The following is a 25,112-nucleotide window of genomic DNA, read 5'->3' on the forward strand; positions in this document are numbered from 1 at the left end:
CCTTCCACCTCCGTGTTCCATTTCGAATCGTTCCATTTAGAACGATTATCTATGTAAACTAATCTACGCCGATTAATTCGTGAAGTCAACTAAATAACAATGTGAAAATGCACATATTTATAATCAAGAATGAGGTATTTCCAGTATAATGAAGATGAGCAGAAATCAAAGAAATTCTGAGTAAGGAGAGATGGCTTTGTTACATCAGATGGGATTATATCAAAACCCTTTTCAATCCATCGTTTCCGGAAAAAAAGTAGTTGAAATTCGCTTAAATGATCAAAAACGACAAGCAATTCAAGTCGGAGATTTAATTGAATTCACTAATTTATCTACGGCTGAACAAGTGATCGTCAAAGTGACAGCGCGACAAACTTTTAAAGATTTTAAAGCACTTTATGAGCATGTCCCTCTCGAACAAATCGATTGTATCGGATGGTCCATGAACGACTTGTTAGACGCGACCTATATGATATATTCAAGAGAATCAGAAAAAGTATTCGGGGCACTCGCATTAACGATTGAACGGAAATTTTAAACGAAAGGAGCTGATCACCATCATTGCCGCCATTAAGCGATTGATCGATCAGCAATATGCACATCCTACAGGGAGATTTGGCACATACATCGGGGAAAAAATGGTCAGGCAACATCAACCTGAGACTGAGTGGACGGTCAATCTGCTGAACGTTCAACAAGATGACGCGATTTTAGAACTTGGTTGCGGAGCAGGATCTGCCATCAAACGTCTTGTACATCAAACAACAGCAAAGCAGGTTACGGGTATCGATTCTTCCTTCACCATGCTACGTTCTGTAAAAAGAAGAAATAAAGATGCTGTCCGGTCACGTCGTGTAAACGTCCTATACGGAGATTTAAACAAATTAGCTTTTCCGAATAACCAGTTCGATAAAGTGTTCACCATACACACGCTCTATTTTTGGAAAAATATTTCTGGCACCTTAGCAGATATCTATAATGTATTAAAACCAGGTGGTCATTTCGTCATCACGTTCTGTGATGGTAAAAATGATGTCACTTGGAATGGTGTGAAGGATTTAGTTCAAAATGAACTGCTTCCTTCCGCAAAAAAATATGGTTTTTCCGACATTACATTTATCGAAGGGCCTATCTCAAGACAATTTCATACCGTTGCTGTAATCGGGTATAAACCCCTTAATTAAAAAGGAACGATCGTCTTTTGACGATCGTTCCTTTTAACGCATGCTTCACTCCGGTTCCACATGAACATGGATATCATAGACACCGTACTCATCCGTCAGCGTGTCTTCGACTCGTGTTGCGATATCATGGGCTTGATGAATGTTGAGCGTCGAGTTGACAAGAATCACGACATCGACGACTTCGTTATTACCATAGTTTCGTCCTTTGATCGACTTGATGCCTTTGACACCTTCGAGGTCAAAAATCACGTCTTCATACATCTTCAGCTTTTGTTCATCAAATCCATCGGTCAGTTCATGGGAAGCTTCCGAGAAAATATCCCATGCCGTTTTACAAATTAAGAAGCCGACGATGATCGCGGTCACGATATCGAGCCATGGCATCCCGAACTGTGAACCGATGATTCCGATCGCTGCCCCGATACTGACCCAGGCATCTGACCGATTGTCTTTCGCTGCCGCCATGACAGCCTTGCTGTCAATTTCTTCAGACAGTTTGCGGTTATAACGGTAGACAAAATACATGACCACTGCCGAACCGATCCCGACATATGCGGCGACGATATCTGGAGATTCTTGTTTTCCTTCAAATAAACTTGAAATCGTATCGATTAAGACTTGCAGACCAACTGCCATCATAATGAAGGAAGCGACCATTGATGCGATCGTCTCACTTTTCCAGTGACCATATTTATGATTGTCATCTGCCGGACGACGGGAAATCCGTAACCCGATCAAAACAGCGATCGATGCGATGATGTCTGTCGTATTGTTCAAACCATCCGCCCGTAAAGCGGCCGAATCCGCTGAATAACCAACGAACAGCTTAATTACGGATAATAGGATATAAGCTGCAATGCTAATCATCGCACCACGTTCGCCTCGTTTTAAATTTTCGAATTTTTGTTCATCCATCATTCCGTCCGCCCCCACTTACTTGCTTAATTCCGAAAACTTATCGTAGCAGTTCAATGCAAGTGGGTCTAGAGAAATCATTTTGTTTATAACTAGATAATTAATCAATTACCAATTTTGTTTCCTATAAGCAAACTATCTTAATGCTTCATAAATCACGGTTTTCACATACTAAAACCGCTTACACTTGACGAGAAACCAACTTTTTTGCAGGAATTTCTTCATCAAAAAAAGCATAATTCGTGCATCTTCGTACCGGAGTCAGTAGACTAAAGACAAACGATCATACTATAGGGGGAATTACACATGAGTAACTACATCAAGAGCGAAGACACGTTTAAAGAACTAATCGCAAGCGAAACACCGGTCATCATCAAGTTCGAAGCCGACTGGTGCCCGGACTGCAAACGGATGGACTACTTCATGCCGGACGTCGAAGCTCAATTCAAAGAACTTCCAATCTATACAATCGATAAAGATGAGTTCCCGGAAATCGCATCCGATAATGTCGTCATGGGAATTCCAAGTTTACTCGTTTTCCAAAACAACGAGAAGCTCGGCCACTTGCATAGCGCCAACGCAAAAACACCAGGAGAAGTGACAGACTTCCTCAAAAAGAACTTCAACTAAGCGCATGAAGCCCCACTTTCCTCAATGGAAAGCGGGGCTTTTTTTAGCGTTCGCAGGCGATGCCGTCTTTGTCGCGGTCTTTTGACTTATTGAGATTATATGTCGCTAAGCTGACATGTTGGGTGTACTTTGTTTTCTTATAGATTGCTTTCCCATTTTTATCGTAACCCGTTCGGTTTTTCAAACCCTTTTTCTTCGAGACGCCGCCTTTGTACGTTTTTTGCATGTCCGTACAATTTTTAAACGCCTTCGCCTTAGTCGCTGCGTCACTTTGACCAGATGTAGCACTAAGTAATGAAATACTAAGTACACCTGTCATGACGATCTTTAATGCTTTTTTCATCCGTCTACCTCCTTTTCTAAAAAACCAAATTTTAGTGATAATTTGATTATAGTAGATTTCTTTAGAAATAGTTTCCTATTTTTAAATTTTAGAGATATGACTGATCCGACAGTTCAAAAGACAAAGAAAGACCCGCTTCGTTATGAAGCGGGTCTTTCTTTTTAATTACTACTTAGTAACGTAACCGCTCAATCTTGATTTTCTTATACCGTAGGCTTAGACCGAAGGCGATCAATATATAGAGAAAACCGATTAAAAATGAAAACTCACCATATGGAATTGCAGTAAAGGCATTCCAACCAAACATCGGCACGATAAACAGAACATACAGTGGATATTGGATTCCTGACATAATGTCAAACCACGTCTGATCCCAGAGATGATTTTCAAACAGTGTAATCAAATAGACGACCATCCCGCCGATGAAACCAAAGCGAAGGTAGTTAAACAGAAAACGGATGAGCGACGTGTTTTCAAGGATGAGGATTGATCCCATTAAGAAAGCAAACCAGCCAATCGACGTAAGAATTTGTACTATACCAATCGAACCATCCGGATAAATTCCGGCTGGCCAGCCGTTCAACGCAATCGAAACGATTAATAGCGTACAAAAAAGTACGAGATAAGACTTTGTTCCCTTCGGCATTTTCAAATTCCTCCATTACTTTTACTTTTGATATAAAATAGTATTCGCTATCCCCACCGTTAAACCTTCCATAAAAAGTAAAAATATTTAATTTTAAAACAAACAAGCCCCGACGCAGGTCAGGACTTGTTTGGCTTATTTCACTTCTAGTCGTACCTCATCAATCATGATGTCATGCGCCGCAAACGGTGAGCCTGCCGCTTTTCCCATCAAGAACTTCAATCCGGCTGTATCGTCTTGCCCAAGTGTAAAGTCAAACTGATACGTTTTCGCTTCTTCCCCAAGTTCGACGACCTGACTGAAGTATCGTGTATACGCCGCATTTTCGACCGTCACTTCGAGTGGTCGTGCAACCGTCGACGATGCTTTAAACGTTAACTGGTACGTCTGTCCTTTAACGAGCGCTAAGTTGCCTTGTTCCAGTAGGACGCCCCATGGCTCTTGCCCTTCTGAAGCAATCGCAATTTTTGCTGCCTCATTAACGGTTGAAACGACCGCTTGCGCGTCATAATGGACGTATGAACTCCAGAAGTTCAGCCCGTCCGAAAACGAACCATTTTTCAGCGGTGAACGGTCGACTTCGACCGGTGTGACATCAATCAACTCGACGTCATCGAGTGTCACTTCACCTTTTGCTAATCCGAAGTTGAACTGGAGTTGACTGTTCAAATCCGTCGCTTGTGTCATTGTGAATGGAATTTCAACGGTTGTTGCCTGTTTGGTCAACGGCACGTCATGCGTCGGCAAGTACGCTGTTGTTCCGTCCTCATTTGTCGCCTTGACTTGAATTTGTTTAACCCGCTTGCTATCCGCCTTGAAGCGAAGTACATACTGATGGTTTTCTTGCAGTTGGACACCACGTTGCGTCAGCGTCGCCGGTTGTCCCTTTTTCGTCTGTGCTTTTGCTTTAAATGTAAAGTCACGTGTCACCGGGTCGACCGATCCCGTTCCTTTGGTCTGACCGACATCAAACTGCCAGTACGTCAAACGGTCCATCGCCCCTTGGTCAAACGTTCCGTTATAGATCTGATTGCCGTCCGGTAAAGCTGGTTTTGTTGCCGTTTCATCGATTTCGCCGCGTGGAATTTGTTCAACACGGACGTTGCCGATTTTGACGCCGGCTTGTGCAAGACCTAAATTGAATTCAAGTCGTGCCGCAAGATCTGTTTCTGCTGCCATATCGAATGTGAAAGTATGCCGTTTGACGGTTGGCGTCAAATCGATGACTTCTTCATTCGAATATTTCGTGTAGCCCCGTTCTGCCCCACCGCCGACTTTGGCGACGATTGTCCGTGCCTGTTCACTGCTTGCGTCAAAGCTGACTTCGTAGCGTCCGCCTTGGGCGAGGGAAACCTTTTGAATCAACTGGTGGGCGTAGTTTTGTGCCCCCGGTTGGTCAATCGTGACGCTAGCGAATCGGCTTCCGTCCTGCTCCGTCACGTCGACCGATCCCGTGCCGCCAAAGTCAGGCAACGTCACATAGTTCCAGTAGGTCGGATCAAGTGTCTGCGCGCCGTCCGTAATCGTCTTAATCGCTTTTTCGTACGCTTGATCATAGACGAGGTTACCATCTTCAAGTGGTTGCTTCGCCCCGTCCGGTAACGTCACGTCTTCATAGACCGGTTCGACCGGTTCCCGGTAAGCGCGGTTCTTCAGGTCATAGACCCGGACGTAATCGACTTCCATCTCAGCCGGGAACTTCGTCGTCGCGTCGACTTCCCCGTCGAACCAGCCGCCGACTGCGAGGTTCATCACGAGATAGAAGTTTTGGTCGAACGGTGCCGGATAACTGTAGTTCGTCGCCGTATTTTTTCCTTTGCTGTACCAATCGTTTTGTGTCTGATAGAGGTTTCCATCCACGTACCAACGGAGTTCACCCGGCTCCCACTCGACGGCATATGTATGCCACTGGTCAATTCGCTCACCTTCCGGGAAATGATAATCTTTGCCGGTATATTTATTGTTCGGCCAATTTTCGCCGTAATGGATCGTCCCCGCGACCTTTTCAGGCTGACTGCCCCAAGATTCCATCACATCGATTTCACCGGATGATGCCCAGGCACCGTACTTGTCTTGCTCCGGCAACATCCAAAATGCCGGCCACAGTCCTTTTCCCGTCGGCAGCTTCGCTTTGATTTCGTAACGGCCGTACGTCTTGCTGAACAATCCCTTTGTCTTCAATTTTGCCGAAGTGTAGTCATAACTTCCGAAGGCGTCCGTCGTCTTTTCCTGTTTTGCGCGGATGACAAGTTTTCCGTCACGGATGAAGGCATTGTCTTTTTTGTCAGTGTAATATTGTTTTTCGTTATTTCCCCACCCGGATGACACCCCGTTGCCGTCCGCATCGACAATCCAGTTTCCCGTATCATAGTTCCACTTCGTCCGGTCGAGTTGTCGTTTCGTAAACTCATCCGACCAAACCACTTTCCATTTCGTATTGTCTTTCTTGTCTGCTTTTTCAGCATGCCCCGTCCCGGCATAAGATAAAACTAAACCTGTCCCTAGTGCAATCGCGAACCATTTCTTCATCTAAAATCCTCCTTTGACAAAAAACAGGCAAGACCGATGTAATTCGACCTTGCCTGCGACTGGGTTACGCTTCCTGTGAGAGTGCTGCTTTATGTGTCTGGATGACATCGGCATACCAATGCGCGCTGTCCTTCCATGTCCGTTCCTGTGTTTCGAAATCGACATAGATGATGCCGAATCGTTTGTCGTATCCGAAGCTCCACTCGAAGTTATCGAGCAGCGACCAAAGGTAGTAGCCTTCGATGTTCATTCCCTCTTCGTTCAAGTCGGAGACCGCTTGCAAGTGTTGCGCAACATAGTCGATCCGGTTTTGGTCATGGATACGGCCGTCGACGAGTTGATCGTCGAACGCTGCCCCGTTCTCCGTGATGAAAATCGGGAGTGACGTATATTCCGCGCGGAGACGGCGAATTAACTCTTTGAACTCGTTTGGTGCGATGTCCCAGCCCATGCCCGTCTTGTCGTAGTCCGAGTACGCATCTTTGTGCAGGAAGTCATTCGCGGCACTGAACTCAACTAAGTTCCGGCTGTAGAAGTTGATCCCGAAGAAGTCACAGGCGACCGAAATCGTTGCCATGTCGCCTTCTTGGATGAAGTCATACGTATGGACGTATTTCGAGAACAGGTTCATCATGTCGACCGGATACTGTCCCTTGAAGATTGGGTCGAGGAACCAGCGATTGGCGTACCCGTCGGCGTTGTTCATCGCCAACTGATCATTGACGGAATCCGTCTTCGCGTACTTCGGCGCGAGATTCAACGTGATGCCGATTGGTGTCGCCGATTTGAACTCCCCTTTGAGCAGTTCGACCGCTTTTCCGTGTGACAACAGCATGTGGTGAACGGCACGGACCGCTTCGTTCATGTCCGTGTGACCTGGTGCATGGTGTCCGAGGTGGTAGCTGAGGAAACCGGCACACCACGGTTCATTGTGTGTGATCCACGAATCGACGATGCCGTCGAGTTCTTCGAAGCAGACACGGGCGAAGTCAAGGAACCAGTCGACCGAGTCACGGTTGACCCAGCCGCCCTCGTCATATGCCCACATCGGTAAATCCCAGTGGTAGAGCGTGACGGCCGGTTTGATCCCTTCCTCGCGTAAGCGTGTCGCGAGTGTTTTGTAAAATGCCATGCCTTCCGGATTGTATTGACCTTTAGCCGGGAAGATCCGTGGCCAGGCAATCGAGAAGCGGTACGTGTCGACACCAAGTTTTTTGATATGCTGGATGTCTTCTTCAAACCGGTGGTAATGGTCGCAGGCGACATCACCATTGTGTTTTTCAAACACTTTTCCGTCCGTATCGCAGAACGTATCCCAAATTGATGGTGTCCGTCCCCCCTCGTCGTGTGCGCCCTCGATTTGATACGAAGACGTGGCCGTTCCGAAGACGAAGTTTGGTGCAAATTTCATACGCGTACTCCCCTTTAGCTAACAGATTATTCTTTGACGGCACCAGCTGAGATGCTGCTGACGATGTATTTTGATAGGAACAAGAAAGCGATCATGATTGGGACGACGGAAATCGCGATTCCGAGATAAAGTGACCCTAAGTTTTCTGCGACTTGTGAACCTTTTAAGAAGCCCATCAAGACCGGTAACGTGTATTTTTCTGGTGAGAACAACAGGACGAGCGGCATGATGTAGTTGTTCCATGAGCCGATGAACGTAAAGATCGACATCGTTGCGATTGCCGGCATCATCATTGGCAAGGCGATCGTATGGAAGATGCGCATTTCGCTCGCGCCATCCATCCGTGCCGCCTCAATCAAACTCGGGTGCATGACTGTCTGCAAGTACTGACGGACGAAGAAGACCGTGAACGGACTGGCAATCGCCGGAACGATCAGCGGGATGAAGCTGTCGAGCAACCCTAAATTTTTGCTGAGTTCGTAAAACCCGATCAATCCGAGTTGCCCCGGAATCATCATCATGACAAGCATGAAGACAAACAGGACGTTTTTTCCTTTGAACTGGTAGAAGGCAAATCCGAACGCTGTCATCGCTGAGAAGTAACCCGATAGGACGGTGACGAGGACGGCGATGATCAGACTGTTCTTGAACCCGGACCAGATGTTGACGTATGAACTTAGCGCCGCGTAGTTTTCAGCGAGCGAGTTGCCGGGAATCAAGGAGAAACCAGACAGGACTTCTTCGTTTGAACGGGTCGCGTTGATGATCATCATCAAAAACGGGATGATACAAGCGATCGTCAAGGCAATCAGGCCGACATAGATGAGGCTCTTGCCGAACCAGGCTTTTTTCTGTTTCGGTGGTGTCAACTTAAGCGGACGTTCTGAACGGTCCGGTTGTTCTTCCGTTTGCGGCACGATCCGCCGTGCTTCTGCATTTCGTTCCATCGGTCAGGCTCCTTTCGGTGAACGTTCTTTTCGGAACATCCCTTTGAAGACGATGATTGAAAAGACGAGCGTGATAGCAAACAATCCATATGCGACAGCAGCAGCGTAGCCATAGTTGTTGTATTTAAAGGCTTGGTTGTAGAGATAAAGGACCATCGTGTTCAGGGCACCATCTGGCGCACCGACACCGTCCGTGATCAACATCGGGAGATCAAACAGTTGTAATCCACCGATCAGTGACGTGATCATGATGTACAGTAAAATCGGTTTTAACAGCGGCAATGTGATCCGCGAGAAGATTTGCCAGCGTGTCGCACCATCAATCAAGGCAGCTTCGAAATAATCTTTCGAGATTCCAGATACGCCAGCCATGACGACGATGAACGAGTGACCGAGCCACATCCAGGTCAGGATGAGCGAGACGGAAATCTGTGCTGTGACCGGTTGTGTCAACCAGTTGATTGGGTCGGAAATGATTCCGATTTTCATCAACATCATATTGAGTGATCCATGCTGCCAGTCGAGTAAAATCCCGAACAATAGGGCAACCGAGCTGATCGTGATTAAGTTCGGTAAGTAGAACGTCGCCCGGAAGAAGGCGAGCCCTTTTAATTTCAACTGTAAATCCGAGAACAATAAGGCGAGTAACAACGCTCCGCCGATTTGTAAGAGGAAGTTCAGTCCCCAAATCTTAATCGTATTGAAGAAGGCTTCAATGAAGTACGTATCTCCGAGCAAACGCGTATAGTTCGCGAGTCCGACGAGTTGTTCGCCTTCTGCGCCTGTATAGTTCGTGAAGCTGTAATAGAACGTCAACGCGACCGGATAGATGCTGAAGATCAAGAAGACGATCCAAAACGGTGCAATGAACAGATAACCATGGCGATCGAGTTTTTTCACAGGTCAAACCCCTTTCTTAAACAAGAAGAGGTAGGGCGAGGTCCGCCCCACCTAGTCTCCTTATTCCGGTACTTTGACGTCCGGATACGCATTTTTGACTTTTTTGTAGAATTCAGCAAGTGCTTCGTCTTTTGATTTTTTGCCTTGGACGTATTCCATGACTGACGCACCGTATAATGTATCGAGCTGCTGGTCGTACTTCGTCACGATACCTGGTGTGATCTTGTCTGCTTGATCGAGGAAGAACTCATAGTTGTTCTGTCCGCCGAGGAACTCATCTTTGAAGTCTGTTTTGATTTTGTCGGTAACTGGTGTGTATGCAAGGACGTCACCTGTTTCTTTCGCCCAATCCGTCAAGAACTCTTCGTCTTGCGTCATCATTTTGACGAAATCATATGCAAGTTTTTGTTTCTTCGAATCTTTGTAGACACCTAACCATGTACCGCCCCAGAAGTATGGGCTCGGTCCGCTTGTGACTGCCCAGTCACCCGCTGATTTCTTCGCATTTTCTTTTAAGACACTGTGTAAGCCCCATGTTGGAAGGACATACGAGAAGATTTCTGTTTCGGTTTCTTTACCGTTTTCTTTGACTTTGACCGGCTTATCCATCCCTGCGAACCATGATGGTGACCACTCTGGCGCAAGTGCTGTGTATTGTTTTGTCCGTAATTCTTTTGCGTAATCCATGTAGTTCTTCTTGTCTTCTGTCAAGACGAGCTCTTGCTTATCGTTGACCCAGGCCTGAGGATCATTACCTTGTGCGAACCAACGGATTGAACCTTCATCCGGGAACATTTTGTAGCCTTTGCCTTTCATCTTCTCAGCGACATCGAAGACGCCGTCCATCGAGTTCATCATCGCGCCGACTTCTTTTGGATCATCCGTACCGAGGACTTTTTTCGCGATGCTCCGTTTGTAGTAGACGCCACCTGGTGTCGTTTGCCATGACAGGGCACGCACATTACCGTCTTTGTCTTTCCCCATGTCATAGACATACGGGATATAGTCGTCTTTGACTTCGCCTGCGTTAAACGGTTTTTCAGATAAGTTCGCCCAGTAACCGGCATCGACCCATTGTTTCAAGAAGGCGATTTCACCAGTGAAGATATCCGGTGCACCGACGCCGCTCTCAAGTGCCGGTTTCAGCTTCGTCGGGTAGTCCGCGATCGGAACGATCGTCAACTCGACTTTGACATCATTTTTCGCTTCGAACTCTTTGATCGGTTCTTTTAACTCATCCGTGAATGACCAGATTTTCAAGACTTGTTTGCCGCCGCTCGTTTTTTCCTCTTCGCCGCCTGAACATCCTGCTAAAACGCTTGCCGTTAATGCGCCGACTGTTAATACGCTGACTAATTTCTTCTTCATGTCATCCCATCCTTCTCGTCTGTTGGTAGTCCCCTAAGTAAGCGGTCTCATTTATTATCCAAAAATATCGAAAGCGCTTTCGTAAATGGTCTGAAAAAAGTTCCGAAAGCCCTTTCGGAAACGTACAAAAAAATATCATGTATTTCGAAACCGCTCTCGCGTTTTCTCGAAGACAACCTGCGAGAGCGATTCCGAAAAGGATTATGGTTTTACGGGTCCTGTCGACTGACGGACGATCAAGTCGACTGGAATGATATCCGTCGTCATCACACGTCGTTTGTTGACGATTTGTTCAATTAACAGTTCTGCTGCATGCTGCCCGATCCGTTCCGTGTCTTGCCGGACCGTCGTCAGCTTGGGTGTGACGTATTTCGACATTTCGATATCATCGTAACCGACGACAGAAATGTCGTGCGGCACCTGAAGGCCCGCTTCATGAATCGCTTCCATCGCCCCGATCGCCATTTGGTCACCGGCGACGAAGACTGCGGTCGGACGTTTCGGTAAGGCAAGCAACATCTGCATCGCCTGTTTTCCTTCTTCGACCGAGAAAAATCCGCCGTTAATCAGATAGCCGTCCGGAATCGGTAATGCGAGTCGATCCATCGCCTGCTTGTATCCTTCGATTCGTGCCAGTCCCGCATCAATCGTCATATCACCTGCGATATGGGCAATCAAGCGATGTCCCAGTTCGTAGAGGTGGTTGACGGCGAGTGTCCCGCCGGATAAGTTATCCGAGAAGACGACACTGCAATCGGTGCTGTCCATGTCGACGACGACGATCGGAATCGAACTTTGAATCAGTTCCTGGACATGCTTGTCCATTTGGTCGGAACAGATGACGACGATGCCGTCGACCGCCCGATGCTGGAAATGCTCGAGGTAACTCATGTCCCGATTGCGGAGATTCCGCGAGGCGAAGATTAAGTCATAGCCTTGTTGCTCCGTTGCTTTCCGGAAACTTTCGATAATCGCGTTGAAGAATGGATGCATCATCCCGACTTCGTTTGCTTCCGAGAACATGACCCCGATCGTCCAGGATCGTTTCGTCGAGAGCGACTGGGCGTGGGCGTTCGGCAAGTAGCCCATATCGGCTGCCGCCTGAACGATTTTTGCTTTTGTCTTCTCACTGACGTCGGAATAATTATTTAAGGCTTTTGAGACCGTCGTGATCGAAAAACCGGTTATTTTCGCTAAATCATAAATTGTACCCATGTAACCACTCCATTTCACCGAAAGCGCTTTCGATAAATTTAGTATAGGTCGGAATCTGGAAAGACGCAACCATTATTTGCGAATTTTTTTGGAATTTAAAAAATAAATGATATCGCTTTCATTTTTAACCGGAAAGCCCTTTAAATGAGAACAAATGTTTGGTATACTATAAGCATCAGTCAGCCGTGTTCAAATGGAGAGGAGCATTACCATGCCGATCAATCCCTATCTGGTCTTTAACGGCAATACCCGCGAGGCCATCCATTATTATGCCAAGGTCTTTGGGCAAGACATCCCCGAGATCATGGAGTTTGGTCCCGGCAATGGTCCGGACGGTCAACCGTTTGAAAAAGACGTCCAGTCGCTTGTCCTGCATTCACAATTAATTGTTCACGGCACACGTGTCATGTTTTCCGATGCGATGCCGCATGATCCGGTGACGCTCGGACAAAACGTCACGCTGGCCCTGCATCTGCCGGACATCCAAGTCATTCACGAGACATTCGATAAGCTGGCGCAAGACGGCAATGTCATCATGCCAATCCAAAAAACGTTTTGGAGTGAAGCCTACGGTATCGTCGAAGATCCGTTTGGTGTGCAGTGGCAGTTGAATCACGAGGTGACGGCGTAAATTTGTTTTATTTAGGTTTAAATCCCTTTCTTCAAGGTGTCACAATATTTGGAGTAAAAAAGAATGTATTAAGGTATATAAAGAATATTGATAAATGCTGCATGACAATCGTCAAGAGTTTTTGAAAGAGTATTGTTGAAAGAATTAGAGAAATAAATAAATTATTTATCTATTTAGTCAGGGGTAGATTATTTCTACTTGTAAAAATGAGTTATAATATATAAAGAAAGGAGAATAATTTTGATTAATAAAAATGAAATAATTAAATTACGGGAAAAACAAAGAGTGTACCATTTCCCAAATAATGAAACTGTAGTGCTAAACAATGTAGTTGAATTGATAGTTAGAGAATCTGGTACTCATCGTGTAAAAACTGAGGACAAAAAACTTCATGTTATACCTACAGGATGGATTCATATTGAAATAAATGAGGAAGAATGGACAGTCTAAATTACTGTCCATTATTTTTTATTAAAATTGAAGTGTAAAATTGCAATGCAAAGACCAACAATGATTGCTAAGAAAGAAAGACTCAACAGATTGTTTATATTCTGTCCCTGTCCCTTTACTATTAAATTACTTAATTGAAATCCAAGCAATACGAAGGTACTAAGACCTCCAAATGCTAGAGATTTTCTAAAACGTTTTTTTAAAGTAATAAACAGTCTGATAGAATATTTACTTTTTTCATCTTCTAGTACAATATAGGTTCTGTCGCGCTTAAAATCTATTGATCTAGTGTCAAATGTAACTTTCTTCGAATTAATTTTAGCTCCCTTTTCCAATGTATCATTTAAATTTATATGTGATTTATCAGTTTCAATTTTAATAACTCCCTTACCCTCAGATTTATCATAGGTTAAAAATGTAATTGTGTACGAACTATCTTCTTTTAGCTCTAAATTAGTACGTTTTTCAATAAAGCTATAATTCATTTCATATTTGTAACCCTTTATTTTTTCGATATGCAAAAACTTTACATCTTTTTCGAAATAAGGCTCTACTTCTTCTATTTTATTTCGCCATGTAACTTTAGTAAGTTTTATACACGTTTCAAAAACGTTCTTTCGCTCTGTATTATTGTCACTAACGTTTAGATTACTATTAATAAAATCACCTAATTCGAGATAGAAGTTTATCTGTCCCATTTCTTCCTTTTTCTCAATACCTTTTATTATTACTTTTCTGATAGGTAAAAATACTTTTTCTCTACAGTCTTCAATGGTTCCCTTATACTCGTTTTCAGAATCATAGCTATAATATATTACTCCAACTCTATCCTTCTTACTTTCTAAATCATCTAAAAGATGTTTATCAATGTGTTCTAATTGATACCTGTATTGAATTACAAATTTCTTTGGTAATGCTAAAGCTCTATAAATATCCTCAACATACAAACTTCTATAATTTGAACTAATAAATATTAAAGCTTTCTCCATTGACAATTACCAACTTTCATATTTTACATAATTTCTACTTTAATTTTAACAAATGATACTTCTTTCTCCTTGTTTAAAATTGCTCCAATTCCTTTCAATCTGAGTCCATTTTCTATACATTCATTCAAAAGTTTATAGTATTTACTATGTGAACTATTTATAATAACCTTTTTTACAATAGGACTAAGTGAAACAAAGTAGTATTCAACAATATAATTATTTCTTAAAAGAATGCTAATTTGTTCAAGTTGCTTCAACGCTCTTTCTGAATGGACCTTCGGAAATAATACTTCTCTCGTAATACCTATTATACCTTTTGCTTCTATAATTTTTTCCTCAGATTTTAACGGTTCATATATTATCAAGTCAGTTTTATATCCATTTACCGTTTTTTCTTTTTCTATAGTGTATATTTGTGCTTCAACAAATTCATTTTGCTCAATATAATAAGTAAGCAACTCGTTTACCTTATTCAAATTTAAAATTACATATTTATTGTAATACATAACTGCAAACAATGAATATTTTGTTCTAGATTTACTTCCTATATTTTTTGTAAGTAATACCTTTTTATTCGATAATTTCAAATAATTTTCAATTCTTGAGGAACTAGGTACATAGCATTCAACCAATTGATTATCTATTAAAACTTCGCACAGAAATCTATTTTTACTTTCCTTTATAAAAGTACCCTCTATGGTTTCTGTTCCATTGAACATAAAGCATCTCCTATCATAGCTCTCGATTAAAATTATATTTATCTACTACACGAGCAAAGAAGCACTACGCATAAGTTAATTATATAACCAACAATTTAAGATTATATAATGTATTTTATTTTATTACTAATTTTCAAAAACATTTACAAAATATTTTTTGAAACTAGAGAAAATCGTTCAATTAATTTAAATTATCATAAAGGAGTGCAATGGCGGAGAAATGCTTTAACGATATTTTTCTGAAAAGAAATTTTATGACATCTAATTTTAAATTATACTTTATTTTGTATATTCTTGATGGAATTGAAAATTTAATGCGTGAAATAGATACTCTATTATAGTGATCTATGTATAATAAAGCCCCATTTCAAAGTCGAAACGGGGCTTTGTTATACATTATATTATCAATAAAAAGAAAAAATTAAGATTTTAAATTATACTTTATTAATAAAAAATCTTCCAACTCTGATTCACTTATAAATAATCCCTGTAGTCTTTTTAATTCACCATTTACTGAATAAAGCATGTCTCCCTTACCAAGTAAATCCTCTGCTCCAGAAGCATCTAAAATTGTTCTAGAATCTTGATTTGCTGGTAAACTAAAAGAAATTCTAGTTGGTATATTTGCTTTGAGTCTAGAAGTAACAATGTCTGCGCTTGGTCTTTGAGTTGCAATCACTAAATGTATTCCTACATTTCTTGATCGTTGTGCTAAACGAATCATGTTTCTCTCAAACTCATTTTTTTGTCCTTCAAAATCTGCTACTTGAACAAGATCTGCGTATTCATCTATTACAACGAGTATTGGTTTCAAAGGCCGGTCTGAATTCTTCTCATTGTAACTGAAAATATCTCGACTTCTAGAGGACCTTAGCATTTCTGTTCTTCTAGGCAACTCGTTTTCAACTAAGTCAGTTAATATTTCAACTGCATCTTCTGCTTCAATTATTACTTGACCATTCCTTAAATGAGGTAACCCTTCAAAGTAAATAAAATCAGTTTGTTTAGGGTCTACAATTACTAATTCAAGCTCTTCTTCACTATATTGGAAAATCAAGCTAACAATTATACTATAAAGAAATATTGTTTTACCTGAATTAGTGGACCCAGCTGTCAGTAAATGAGGTGCCTTGGCAAGATTTAAAAATTTAGTACTTCCACTGGGGTCCTGACCAACTATCACATTTAAATTTCCAACAGTTTCTTTAGGAACTAAGTTAATATGATCTAGCAATGAAATTACATCAGATGAATCTCTTGGCACGTCAATAATTACAAAATTAGTACCCTTTTCGTTATCTATAAGAACTTCTGAAGTTGCTTCTATCTCACGTGCAATATCCGTTCTTACATTTAAAACCTTTTGCAGTTTTTCTCCAGGACGTAGCCGAACTCTGAATCTAATAAATCTTGATGCTACTAAAGCGTTCTCAGGGTCGATATCTAGTACATCAATAGAATAATCAGTCATAGCTCTGTATAATTTAGAAGTAGTTTTATTTATTAAATCAGTTAATTCAGGCGAAAAATGTTTGGGCGGCTCATCCTTATTTTTTTCTTGATTATGAAATCCGTATTCACTTTCTATAATTCCGTTAACATCATCTTTTGAAATTGATTTCTCTATATTTTCTTCAAGACTTTTATTTTTAGAATCATAATCCTCGAAAGAATTAGTGTCCTTTCCTATTTCTTTTATGATTCGCTCTGTTTTTTTATGACTTTTTTCACTTACCTCACTATTGAACTCTTTTATATTAGATAACTTATTACAATCGGTTAACACCTCAGTTATAACATCATCTTTTATTTTAATTAGATTAATTGTATTTTCTGCATGATATTTTATACCTTCATTTTGAGTAGTACCTTGATCATTAAAACATACATGATGAATGCTTAAATTAATTTTTATATTTACATTTCCAGCAAAGACATTATTTAAGTAACTAGTCCATTCTCTCTTTTGCTGTTTTGTTAAGTTTAATTGGTGTAACACTTTAAAAACTTGGAATCGAAGTAACTCTCGTCTTGAAGCACTCGTTATTTTATCTTGATCGTAAAAAACTTCTTTAATTATTTTATATACTGACTCAACTTGTTCAACTGCATCACCTGAAATTTCATTGTTTTTTATTGTATACGCTCCGTATGTTTTAACTTCAACTATATCAATCCTTACATTTTTATCGTCTTCATAGACAAAGCCTATTAAATCAGACAGGTTATTTTCCGATCTTTCGCTTAACCAATTTCGAGCCAGGTCTGTATCGAGACTCACTAATATTGAATTTTCAAATTGTTTCTTATACCAGTATGCTGATATCGCTGTTCCTAATGCACCTTTAGCATGACTTGTATTAAATAGTTCATTACTTGAAGAAGCTAGATGAAGTATACTTTTTTCATTTAGCTTTTGAATTTCTTTAAGCAGTTTTTTTAAACACTCTTCTTTAGGATTATAGTTACCAATAGACCTCACTAATTTATTTAAGCCTTCAGCGAATTTATCCCATTGACTAGAGTAAATACCAACATCTCGGTATACACCAGATTGATAATATAATGAATTTTCAGATCCTATTGATGAAATCTCTAGATTCTTTAGGTTGGTATCAGCCACAATCAACCATCCTATACCATCTAAAAGAAGTTTTAGCTGAGATTTATTTAATTGAGCATCTGATAAAACAGTATTATGCCAACTTCTAGGTCTATCGTTTAACCTCGCTATAAGTTCATGATGATCTGAGAATATGTTTCCTTCAGAGGAAGGGATTATATCTAATTTATCTGTAACTGGATCATAATTAAAAACTCTAGGTACACACAAAGGATGAATTTTTAAATTAAGTTTATTTTCTCTAATACTATCTGTAACAGTTTTTTTACTTGGATCAAACAGTACAACTATATGGAAATTATTATTATTAACTTTATCAATAATGCTATCATAAGATTCAATATTAAAATTAACTTTTAATCTAAAATTATTTTCTTTGGACATTGAGAACTTATTCATTATATTCTCACTAATGTCTTCTAAATTGGCCCAAGAATTCGCAGTATCTTTTGTTTTATAAATCTCCAAATATGCTCCTGATAGTCTGTTGCTTGCAATCAATTCTTTTAATTGATTTAGAGCAGTTTGTATATCAGGTGGGTTGATGAAGGCAATTCTTAAACCAATGCTACTGTGAGGATAAACGTTAAGATACTTTAAAATTCCTTTTTCAATAGCCTGTAAACCATCTTTAGCTTGATTAACTTGCTGTTCACTAGAATACATTGGTAAATTACCTAGAGTCCCTATTTCAGGTATAGTATGGTCCCCGTTATTAGATATAAAATTACTAATAAATATTGTAGTAAGTGGATTAGGAATTTCACTTGATGCTCTTATTAAAAACTCTTTATCAATACTATTTAAATTAGATGATGTTTCTCCTAATCTTCTAGCTAGTTCAACGTATTTCCAAAGATACAAAGGGTTTAGTGGAGACAAAATAGCATGATATCTGTTTTGCCCAACAAAATAGACTACATCAATCGAGTTTATTTGGGCTATAAGTTCTTTAGTTCCACTTGAGCTAAATTTCGAGAACAGATTGTAGCAATCTTTTAATTTTTTTGTTAATCTACTATATTTTTCAATATAATCTGTAAACTGTTGAGAAATTTCTTTACTTTGCGAGATTTTCAGGATTGGAATATCTGCAAGTCTATGGACGTAAGGATATATATCATTTCTGGCGTTTATAAAGCTTTCAAAAATTGAAAGTATTCCCACTGCTTCAGTGATTTCATCTTCAAATTGTTGGAGCATTATACAAATATTTTCTATGAATTTATCATCAAATGAATAATTTGTATTTTTGCTTAATGAACTTAAAGTATCAATTGGACTCTTATCATTTGCATTTATTATTCCACCATAGGTGCTATCTCCAATTAAAGCATTAATCAAATTATACACTTCTGGAATGAAGGTTACACTTCCATAGGCATCATCTGATTCAACTCTTATTGAATCCTTTTTCCCTTTCTCCCAGGTTTCAAATTTATCCTCAACGCTATCTATAACAGCTTCTAATTGCTCATTATCATGATCAATTAATAAATTTACTCCTACTGAATTTGGTGAATTAGCTTTTTTGCTCTTTTCTTTAGTTTTATTATCTTCTGTCTCTTTATTTTCGTTAGTATTTTGTCTCTTTTTTTTATTTACTTTACTAAGAAGTAACTCCACTGATTCTATGTCAAGATTTTTCAATATTTCATTGTTTCTTGTTCTATAAAATAATAAAATGTTTGATCTAATTAAGTTTGCTTTGTCTATTTCACTAGATTGCAAGGCTTTTTGATCACCCTTATCTAAATCACTCAATCTAATAACAACTTTCTTGTTTTCAATTATTCTTCTTCTAATACTCTCTATATTTTTTATCTCGTTATCACTATTTTTATAACTAAAGAATAATTTTTTGTCTATTAAAAGTCCTAATCGATACATTTCTTTTACTATATCTCTATCTATATTTTCACTATTCTCAATAAAATAATCAAAGTAATCCGCAAGTCTATCTAACGATATTACTTTTCTTACTGATGAATGTTTAAAGGCTTTCCAGAGAACATAAAGGGGATCATTGAGATTTATATCCTTAAATAATTTTTGTCCTTCATCACACAATCGACTGTAAATTTCATTAGTCTCAACCTTCTCATACCAATTAAGTGAGGATAACTTAGGAATATCTCTTTTGACAATGATAATTCTGGTTTTATTAATCTCTCTTTTATTCCTATACATTTCTGCATCTTCGACAGTATAAAAAAAATCAAATTTTCCATTCAATTCAATCATCTCTTGTTTTACCTTTATTAACTCTTCATCAAAAAAACCAACAAAAAAAATAATTGGATTTTCTTCTCCTTCAATTGTGATTTGAGTATTTAGGGATTTTAAATATTCCATGTATGAAAAATCGGGTAAATCTTTTAATAAAATACCGAAACTTTTTCGCTTGATCATCATGAATGTATTTGAGGCCAATAATTTTGATATTACCATTTGGGAACTCATCTCATACCCCCTTTAACACTAAGTATAGTAACTCCATCTGCATATCTTTTTCCATATCCCATTGAAATGTATAAATCAGCAATTTTCTCAGCATTAACGGTTAAGTTACCTGCCAAATCACCAGGTGTATTTTGACTTATATTCCATTTTTTTAAAGCAAAAAGATCTTTTTCTGGATTCGCGCCTATAATTATTCCAAATCTATCCCACAATATTTCTCCAAATTCTGAGAGACTTACTGTTTTATTATTTTGTAGAGTAGATAAAAGTATCACTTCTAAAATTAAAGGGTCAGGAGAGAATCTCTTTCTTCCCCTCCCACCAGCTCTGGGTGCTAACAATCCGATTCTTCCGCCAAAGGATGAAATGAATTGTGAAGGGTCAGTAGTATATTCTGCGAATAACCAAAACCTTGTTGCTTTAACAATAGAATCAAAAGAATTTTTATTTTGTTCGTAAAAGCCCAAATATAATTTTTCGTAGTTTCTTCTTTTATCTTCTTCCGCTTCTTTATTTTTCTTTCTTGGCCCATCTGCAATTGGAATTTCTTGAATCCTTTTTAGCATTTCTTCATGCGTATATTTGTTATATCCTTCTTTCAAAAGAATTACCTCAAGTGATTTTTCAAAAAATTGTTCAATTCCTAAACGAGCTAAAGCCAAAGACTCCTGACTTGCAAATTTAATTGATTCCAAGGTACCATCTGAATCAAAAACTATTGGGAAGCGGTCATTCTCGTCATAATTATTCGATAGATCTAAAACTTTAGAAGACAAATGAAGTATAATTGAAAAGCAAGAAAATAAAACTATTCGTTCTAAAGATAGTAGCTTATTTTGCGAAAATGACATTTTCTCATTTTCAGCTAATCTATCAAATGCATGTCTAATTCTTAATTCTAATTCACCTAAAATAGTATTGCTCTCTTCTAGATCCACAGCCTTCGATCTACTATCATAATCAACAACTGGTTTAGCAATTCTACTTAATTCATCTTGCTCATTTTGTAAATGCTCTCTTAATAGAGGAATGCACTTAGAAACATCTCCATCAATTTTGGCACTAAGTATTTTCATCAAGAAGTTAGGTATACTATACTCATTTTGCACCTTATCAGTTACATGAGTCATTGATGAAATAGTTAACGTAGAGAATTTAATACTAGGCGTTACTGAATTATCGGCATCAAATATTAGTTCTAGAGAATGTCTGATTTTATTTATTTCCTCATCAGTTACAGAATGATCAATTATTTCTTGATATCTTTTCCTGATTTCTCCTGATGTCATAACCTCTTTGCCTTGCCTATATCTCTTAGACCAGGTGTTTAAATGATCTATATTATAGCTCCTACCTAAAACAAGCCTACTTAAACCGTTTGCAATATGCACTGGCTTGATTGAAGAGGAAATGGGTTCATACCCTATAACTTCACGAAATACCCTATTGCCATAATCTTTTAATTTATTTCTGGACATTAAAATCATCCTTATTATTTTGTGGCGTATTTATTATTTCTAATAGATAAATTAAATGAATATCCACTATTAGCATCTTTTATAATAAAGCTATTAGATCTTGTCTTTCCCTCTAATGAAGCCAGTTCATTCATAAACCTATATATCTTAAATTTATGTTGCTCAGGAATTAATAATGTTGGCAATCCTTCATTAATTAATGATAATGCTTTATATAAATCTAAATCTATTTTTAAATCTACAAAATCATTGAAGTTTTGTAGAGACTTAACTCTATAAACAAAGTGATCTGCGGCATAAGGTATTTTCTCTAAATGTTTAGGCATTCTTGGAATTCTTAGAGAAATCATCTCAGTTGGATAACTTTTGTTGGAGATGGCTACCTTTGGATGATTTCTTAACTCATATTTGTGAGTTGTCCATACTCTCAGTTTCTCTTCTTCGCCATCATCAGAATTAAAAAAGCGATTCAGTCCTAGAGTTACCTTATTAACCATTTCTTCATGTTGATCATAAACTTGCCTGATCAAATAGAAATAATCTTTATACTCTGAGGGAATTAAAGAAAGTAACTCAGTTCCACGTTCATGTTCGAAGAAAAATTTCCGTTTAAGTGATATGAATAATTCTTTCGCCTCTACTTCACCAAGCTCTTCTGGTGCTACAGATGGTACATTAAATATCCATCCATCTTTCAGCCTACCACTCCATAGAAGTTCATCTATTTCAGGATGCGTAAAATTAAATGGATCAAACTTTTTTAAAGAATAAAATAATCTATTTTTCCCATTAAAAATACGATTATAATACATATTTTCGTAATTTATTTTACTAATACAATCTGTACCACCTGTTATTACATAAGATAAAAAACCTAAAATATCTCTCATAACAACATGGATACCAGAATTACCCAAAATATCAACAATAGTTAGTAACTGCCGTTTTACAAATTCATTTGATAATGCTCTAGTATTATAAGTTAGATCACATAGAGTATTATTAGTACAGTCATCACATAAATTGCAGTATGAGAGTATTTTATTTAATGCTGAGTTAACTATATCTTTTGATAATACATTTCTATTATTAAGATCAATTACCACTACTCTACTTATGTCTATTTCTTCCTGATAATCATTGTTGTATATCAAAGAATTTTCTCTTTGTTTTTTTATTTCCTCATAAAAAGGAAAATGAACTCCTATTTGATCCATTAATGCTATTAATGGATACTCATTAATAGCTATAATTCCTGGTCTACCTTCATAAATACAGTCCTGTAATTCTTTAAGAAAAACATTGTAATCTTTCACTTCATTTATGTCTTTTTCTACAAATGCATTGAATTCCTCCAAGACATCTTTTACAGATAAGATCAAATGCGTTTTTCCATCACCTGGATTTCCTGTAATTAAAACTAATTTTCCCTGTCTTATAAATTCAGACACTGTTTCTTCTATATTTGTCTCAATGTTCAATGCTTCAATTTCCTTTTTTGTGAAAATATCTGCATAACTGTTCTTATTATTATAAAGTTTAGAAATAAATTTTATATCCAACATTGGGGATAATACCCCCTTTCTTTCTTTAATTAAATAAACTAACCTTTAACGATCTTTTTTCAAATTTATTTAATCGATTAATGATGTCTACAGTCTCAATTCTTTTTAAAAACCATCTCTTTTTCCAAAAATCTATTATTTCTTCTGTTTTAACACTAGCATCTTCTAATGACATGTAATAATCTAATTTTTCTGTTTTCCCCTGCAAAAATTCTAATGAATTTGAGGCTAATTCAATTCCAAAAACGATCCTCTTAGTGTGATGCTTTGTAAACTCTTCTGAAATTCCTAAGGCTGCTAAGCCGTTTCTCATTAATCGCATTCTAGGACTTGTTCCTTCACCAAAGACGTTATTTATTTTTCTCCCCCCTTCTAATTCTTCAAGCATTTTACTAATAAAGCTACTTGTTTGATTCGAAAAAAATACAGAACCAAAACCTTCAGTCTCTCCTAATTTTTTATACTCAATTCTTCCAGATTTAGTTGGAATTTTTATTCTATTGTACTGACTGCTTCCACTTTGATATAAGCTAGTAGTTCCTAAATAGGCTAAGCGCGAATCTCTTACTACTTCTTCACCCTTCATTCTAGATGCTATTTCACTCACATGATGTGAATACTTATCATTATATTGCTTTACTACTAAAGGACTGCAAGCTAGCATGCTTACTAATTTCCCCCCTAATATTTCATTATAAGGCGGAATCGCCCCGCATACAATAATTTCCATAACATTTGAGCCAATTTTCCTTTTTCTATTCGCCTGTAATGCTATATTTATATATTTTCCATTTTTATATTTAACTAATCTATTAATTATCTCTGTTTCTGAATCAGACAAATCTTTTGTTTTTAAATAGACCATTTTTGCTTCCAATAATCTTGAAAGCTCTTGGGATCTTTTTTTCTTAAATAAAGAACTATTAGATTCCTTTTTCCAATCTAACTTTTCATTAGGTGATCTTTTGTTATTAAATTGCTTCTTTTGAAGTTCGATTGTTATATTATTTAATTTTTCAACAACCTCTTTAGTTGGATTTTCAAGTTCGTTTTGATCAATTAAACCTTCTATAGATATTTCACGTATAGCACTCTCAATAAAATCAGTAAGCAGACTCAAGATTTCCTTACTTTCCGTATTAATCCTTATATTGTATTCTTCTTCTGTCTCTAAACTTTTTGAGTACTGCACCTTATTCCTTATATTGAAATCTCCGCTTTTAATTTCTTCATATTCAATAATTTTTGTTTTTTTTGATAAACTTTCTTTAATTGACTCTAATGTCCATCCAATATAATTATCTCTTTTTGTTAAGTGTAAAACAGAGTTTCCAAGTGCAAAAATTCCTATTATTGGGTGATAAGATTGTGCCGCATCTCTAACTATATAAAATTGATTTCTACCTGGTGTAGACTTATAAGGAATTGACCAAGTATACCTAAAATATCTCCAAATTTCTCTAAGCTTATAACCAGTAAGTTCGCATCTTTCGTTAGTTACTAGTTGTATATACGGTTTTATAGCTTCTTTAGATATCTTCTCTCTTTCATATGTTATATCGTAATTTTTCAATTCATTAATACTACTGATTAGAGTATTTTTATCTCCAATTAAATTAGTAATATTGATTTCATTCCCTTTAAAAACTTTATTCTTTTCCATATTATTAATAAATTTTATAATACTAGGGACCTTTAATTGTATATTCCTTTCTTTTTGTAGTTTTTTTCTATTAAATATTTTATTTTTGTTATCATCTAATGGCGGTGGTGCAAGCATCAAAGTATCTTTTTTACTTTTTTTAATTCTCCAGCCCTGAATCAATAAATCTCTTAGTACTGAAAATATTGTAATAAGTTTGATTAATTCGATATTTTTCTCATCTTTTGCTAGCATTTCATTGTAAATCTTAATTTCTTGATCAATAAATTCCGTCCTAGGTAGACCAGGATGCTTATCAAACAATTGATTGCTAATAGAAGAAAAAATCCGCTGGTATTTATCACTTAAATTAGGTTTAAAATCTTTAAATATTCCCTCTGAATTGCTGTAATCAGTATGATCTAACGTGTCAATGCTCACTATAAAATCTCCTCACAAAAACT

20 protein-coding genes are annotated in these 25,112 nt (G+C 38.1%); 5 read left to right on the top strand and 15 right to left on the bottom strand.

Going from position 1 to position 25,112, the window contains the following annotated elements; genetic code table 11:
- Positions 1 to 208 precede the first annotated feature (208 nt).
- Positions 209 to 538 (top strand): ASCH domain-containing protein, encoded by a 330-nt coding sequence (locus tag KNQ04_RS07890; protein WP_483299244.1) that lies wholly within the window; start codon positions 209 to 211, stop codon positions 536 to 538.
- A complete protein-coding gene (locus KNQ04_RS07895; RefSeq protein ID WP_251136937.1) occupies positions 522 to 1,184 on the top strand; it encodes a class I SAM-dependent methyltransferase in 663 nt (220 codons plus the stop codon). Before KNQ04_RS07890 ends, KNQ04_RS07895 begins: the two co-directional genes overlap by 17 nt.
- 45 nt (positions 1,185 to 1,229) lie before the next feature.
- Here KNQ04_RS07895 and KNQ04_RS07900 read toward each other — a convergent pair whose 3' ends face one another.
- On the bottom strand, positions 1,230 to 2,099 hold the full coding sequence (locus KNQ04_RS07900; protein WP_214849231.1) for a cation diffusion facilitator family transporter: 870 nt from the start codon (positions 2,097 to 2,099) through the stop codon (positions 1,230 to 1,232).
- A 306-nt stretch (positions 2,100 to 2,405) separates the two neighbouring features.
- Here KNQ04_RS07900 and KNQ04_RS07905 point away from each other — a divergent pair, with 306 nt between their 5' ends.
- Entirely contained in the window at positions 2,406 to 2,729 is a 324-nt protein-coding gene (locus tag KNQ04_RS07905) for a thioredoxin family protein (protein ID WP_214849091.1), read from the top strand.
- Positions 2,730 to 2,772: 43 nt separating this feature from the next.
- Here the strand turns inward: KNQ04_RS07905 and KNQ04_RS07910 are convergent, their stop codons facing one another.
- From KNQ04_RS07910 to KNQ04_RS07945, 8 genes are all read right to left on the bottom strand, one after another.
- Positions 2,773 to 3,072, bottom strand: a complete 300-nt coding sequence (locus KNQ04_RS07910; RefSeq protein ID WP_214849094.1) for an excalibur calcium-binding domain-containing protein — start codon at positions 3,070 to 3,072, stop codon at positions 2,773 to 2,775.
- Between the two features lie 172 nt (positions 3,073 to 3,244).
- Positions 3,245 to 3,718 carry a hypothetical protein gene (locus tag KNQ04_RS07915; RefSeq protein ID WP_214849097.1) on the bottom strand — a complete coding sequence of 158 codons (474 nt, stop codon included), beginning with the start codon at positions 3,716 to 3,718 and terminating at the stop codon, positions 3,245 to 3,247.
- 135 nt (positions 3,719 to 3,853) lie between these two features.
- Entirely contained in the window at positions 3,854 to 6,247 is a 2,394-nt protein-coding gene (locus KNQ04_RS07920) for a carbohydrate binding domain-containing protein (RefSeq protein ID WP_214849100.1), read from the bottom strand.
- 64 nt (positions 6,248 to 6,311) lie between these two features.
- Positions 6,312 to 7,658, bottom strand: coding sequence for a GH1 family beta-glucosidase (locus tag KNQ04_RS07925; RefSeq protein ID WP_214849104.1), 1,347 nt, complete (start codon positions 7,656 to 7,658; stop codon positions 6,312 to 6,314).
- A 26-nt stretch (positions 7,659 to 7,684) separates the two neighbouring features.
- Positions 7,685 to 8,605: a carbohydrate ABC transporter permease gene (locus tag KNQ04_RS07930; protein ID WP_214849106.1), complete on the bottom strand. Its 921-nt coding sequence runs from the start codon at positions 8,603 to 8,605 to the stop codon at positions 7,685 to 7,687.
- A gap of 3 nt (positions 8,606 to 8,608) precedes the next feature.
- A complete protein-coding gene (locus KNQ04_RS07935) occupies positions 8,609 to 9,505 on the bottom strand; it encodes a carbohydrate ABC transporter permease (RefSeq protein ID WP_214849107.1) in 897 nt (298 codons plus the stop codon).
- A gap of 60 nt (positions 9,506 to 9,565) precedes the next feature.
- On the bottom strand, positions 9,566 to 10,873 hold the full coding sequence (locus KNQ04_RS07940) for an ABC transporter substrate-binding protein (protein ID WP_214849110.1): 1,308 nt from the start codon (positions 10,871 to 10,873) through the stop codon (positions 9,566 to 9,568).
- 201 nt (positions 10,874 to 11,074) lie between these two features.
- Positions 11,075 to 12,088 (bottom strand): LacI family DNA-binding transcriptional regulator, encoded by a 1,014-nt coding sequence (locus KNQ04_RS07945; protein ID WP_214849111.1) that lies wholly within the window; start codon positions 12,086 to 12,088, stop codon positions 11,075 to 11,077.
- 211 nt (positions 12,089 to 12,299) lie between these two features.
- On the opposite strand from KNQ04_RS07945, the gene KNQ04_RS07950 reads away from it, so the two are divergent.
- Both KNQ04_RS07950 and KNQ04_RS07955 read left to right on the top strand, forming a co-directional pair.
- On the top strand, positions 12,300 to 12,719 hold the full coding sequence (locus KNQ04_RS07950) for a VOC family protein (RefSeq protein ID WP_214849113.1): 420 nt from the start codon (positions 12,300 to 12,302) through the stop codon (positions 12,717 to 12,719).
- Positions 12,720 to 12,959: 240 nt separating this feature from the next.
- On the top strand, positions 12,960 to 13,169 hold the full coding sequence (locus KNQ04_RS07955) for a hypothetical protein (protein ID WP_214849115.1): 210 nt from the start codon (positions 12,960 to 12,962) through the stop codon (positions 13,167 to 13,169).
- 11 nt (positions 13,170 to 13,180) lie between these two features.
- Here the strand turns inward: KNQ04_RS07955 and KNQ04_RS07960 are convergent, their stop codons facing one another.
- From KNQ04_RS07960 to KNQ04_RS07985, 6 genes are all read right to left on the bottom strand, one after another.
- Positions 13,181 to 14,158, bottom strand: coding sequence for a hypothetical protein (locus KNQ04_RS07960; protein WP_214849116.1), 978 nt, complete (start codon positions 14,156 to 14,158; stop codon positions 13,181 to 13,183).
- 23 nt (positions 14,159 to 14,181) lie between these two features.
- Complete coding sequence (locus KNQ04_RS07965; RefSeq protein ID WP_214849123.1) at positions 14,182 to 14,877, bottom strand: DNA/RNA nuclease SfsA; 696 nt, start codon at positions 14,875 to 14,877, stop codon at positions 14,182 to 14,184.
- A 421-nt stretch (positions 14,878 to 15,298) separates the two neighbouring features.
- Positions 15,299 to 19,963, bottom strand: coding sequence for an FtsK/SpoIIIE domain-containing protein (locus KNQ04_RS07970; RefSeq protein ID WP_214849125.1), 4,665 nt, complete (start codon positions 19,961 to 19,963; stop codon positions 15,299 to 15,301).
- Positions 19,960 to 21,441 (bottom strand): hypothetical protein, encoded by a 1,482-nt coding sequence (locus KNQ04_RS07975; RefSeq protein WP_214849127.1) that lies wholly within the window; start codon positions 21,439 to 21,441, stop codon positions 19,960 to 19,962. Before KNQ04_RS07975 ends, KNQ04_RS07970 begins: the two co-directional genes overlap by 4 nt.
- A gap of 14 nt (positions 21,442 to 21,455) precedes the next feature.
- Entirely contained in the window at positions 21,456 to 23,006 is a 1,551-nt protein-coding gene (locus tag KNQ04_RS07980; RefSeq protein WP_214849129.1) for a hypothetical protein, read from the bottom strand.
- A 25-nt stretch (positions 23,007 to 23,031) separates the two neighbouring features.
- Positions 23,032 to 25,089, bottom strand: a complete 2,058-nt coding sequence (locus KNQ04_RS07985) for a Druantia anti-phage system protein DruA (RefSeq protein ID WP_214849131.1) — start codon at positions 25,087 to 25,089, stop codon at positions 23,032 to 23,034.
- Between the last annotated feature and the right edge of the window lie 23 nt (positions 25,090 to 25,112).

It is taken from the genome of Exiguobacterium sp. s193, from assembly GCF_018618755.1.
Lineage (GTDB): Bacteria > Bacillota > Bacilli > Exiguobacteriales > Exiguobacteriaceae > Exiguobacterium_A.

What these genes read in the sequence shown, in the direction of transcription:
- KNQ04_RS07920 (WP_214849100.1), bottom strand. Translation starts at nt 6,247, where the DNA reads ATGAAGAAATGGTTCGCGATTGCACTAGGGACAGGTTTAGTTTTATCT.
- KNQ04_RS07940 (WP_214849110.1), bottom strand. Translation starts at nt 10,873, where the DNA reads ATGAAGAAGAAATTAGTCAGCGTATTAACAGTCGGCGCATTAACGGCA.
- KNQ04_RS07945 (WP_214849111.1), bottom strand. Translation starts at nt 12,088, where the DNA reads ATGGGTACAATTTATGATTTAGCGAAAATAACCGGTTTTTCGATCACG.
- KNQ04_RS07890 (WP_483299244.1), top strand. Translation starts at nt 209, where the DNA reads ATGGGATTATATCAAAACCCTTTTCAATCCATCGTTTCCGGAAAAAAA.
- KNQ04_RS07925 (WP_214849104.1), bottom strand. Translation starts at nt 7,658, where the DNA reads ATGAAATTTGCACCAAACTTCGTCTTCGGAACGGCCACGTCTTCGTAT.
- KNQ04_RS07930 (WP_214849106.1), bottom strand. Translation starts at nt 8,605, where the DNA reads ATGGAACGAAATGCAGAAGCACGGCGGATCGTGCCGCAAACGGAAGAA.
- KNQ04_RS07970 (WP_214849125.1), bottom strand. Translation starts at nt 19,963, where the DNA reads ATGAGTTCCCAAATGGTAATATCAAAATTATTGGCCTCAAATACATTC.
- KNQ04_RS07975 (WP_214849127.1), bottom strand. Translation starts at nt 21,441, where the DNA reads ATGTCCAGAAATAAATTAAAAGATTATGGCAATAGGGTATTTCGTGAA.
- KNQ04_RS07915 (WP_214849097.1), bottom strand. Translation starts at nt 3,718, where the DNA reads ATGCCGAAGGGAACAAAGTCTTATCTCGTACTTTTTTGTACGCTATTA.
- KNQ04_RS07910 (WP_214849094.1), bottom strand. Translation starts at nt 3,072, where the DNA reads ATGAAAAAAGCATTAAAGATCGTCATGACAGGTGTACTTAGTATTTCA.
- KNQ04_RS07960 (WP_214849116.1), bottom strand. Translation starts at nt 14,158, where the DNA reads ATGGAGAAAGCTTTAATATTTATTAGTTCAAATTATAGAAGTTTGTAT.
- KNQ04_RS07980 (WP_214849129.1), bottom strand. Translation starts at nt 23,006, where the DNA reads ATGTTGGATATAAAATTTATTTCTAAACTTTATAATAATAAGAACAGT.
- KNQ04_RS07900 (WP_214849231.1), bottom strand. Translation starts at nt 2,099, where the DNA reads ATGGATGAACAAAAATTCGAAAATTTAAAACGAGGCGAACGTGGTGCG.
- KNQ04_RS07965 (WP_214849123.1), bottom strand. Translation starts at nt 14,877, where the DNA reads ATGTTCAATGGAACAGAAACCATAGAGGGTACTTTTATAAAGGAAAGT.
- KNQ04_RS07905 (WP_214849091.1), top strand. Translation starts at nt 2,406, where the DNA reads ATGAGTAACTACATCAAGAGCGAAGACACGTTTAAAGAACTAATCGCA.
- KNQ04_RS07950 (WP_214849113.1), top strand. Translation starts at nt 12,300, where the DNA reads ATGCCGATCAATCCCTATCTGGTCTTTAACGGCAATACCCGCGAGGCC.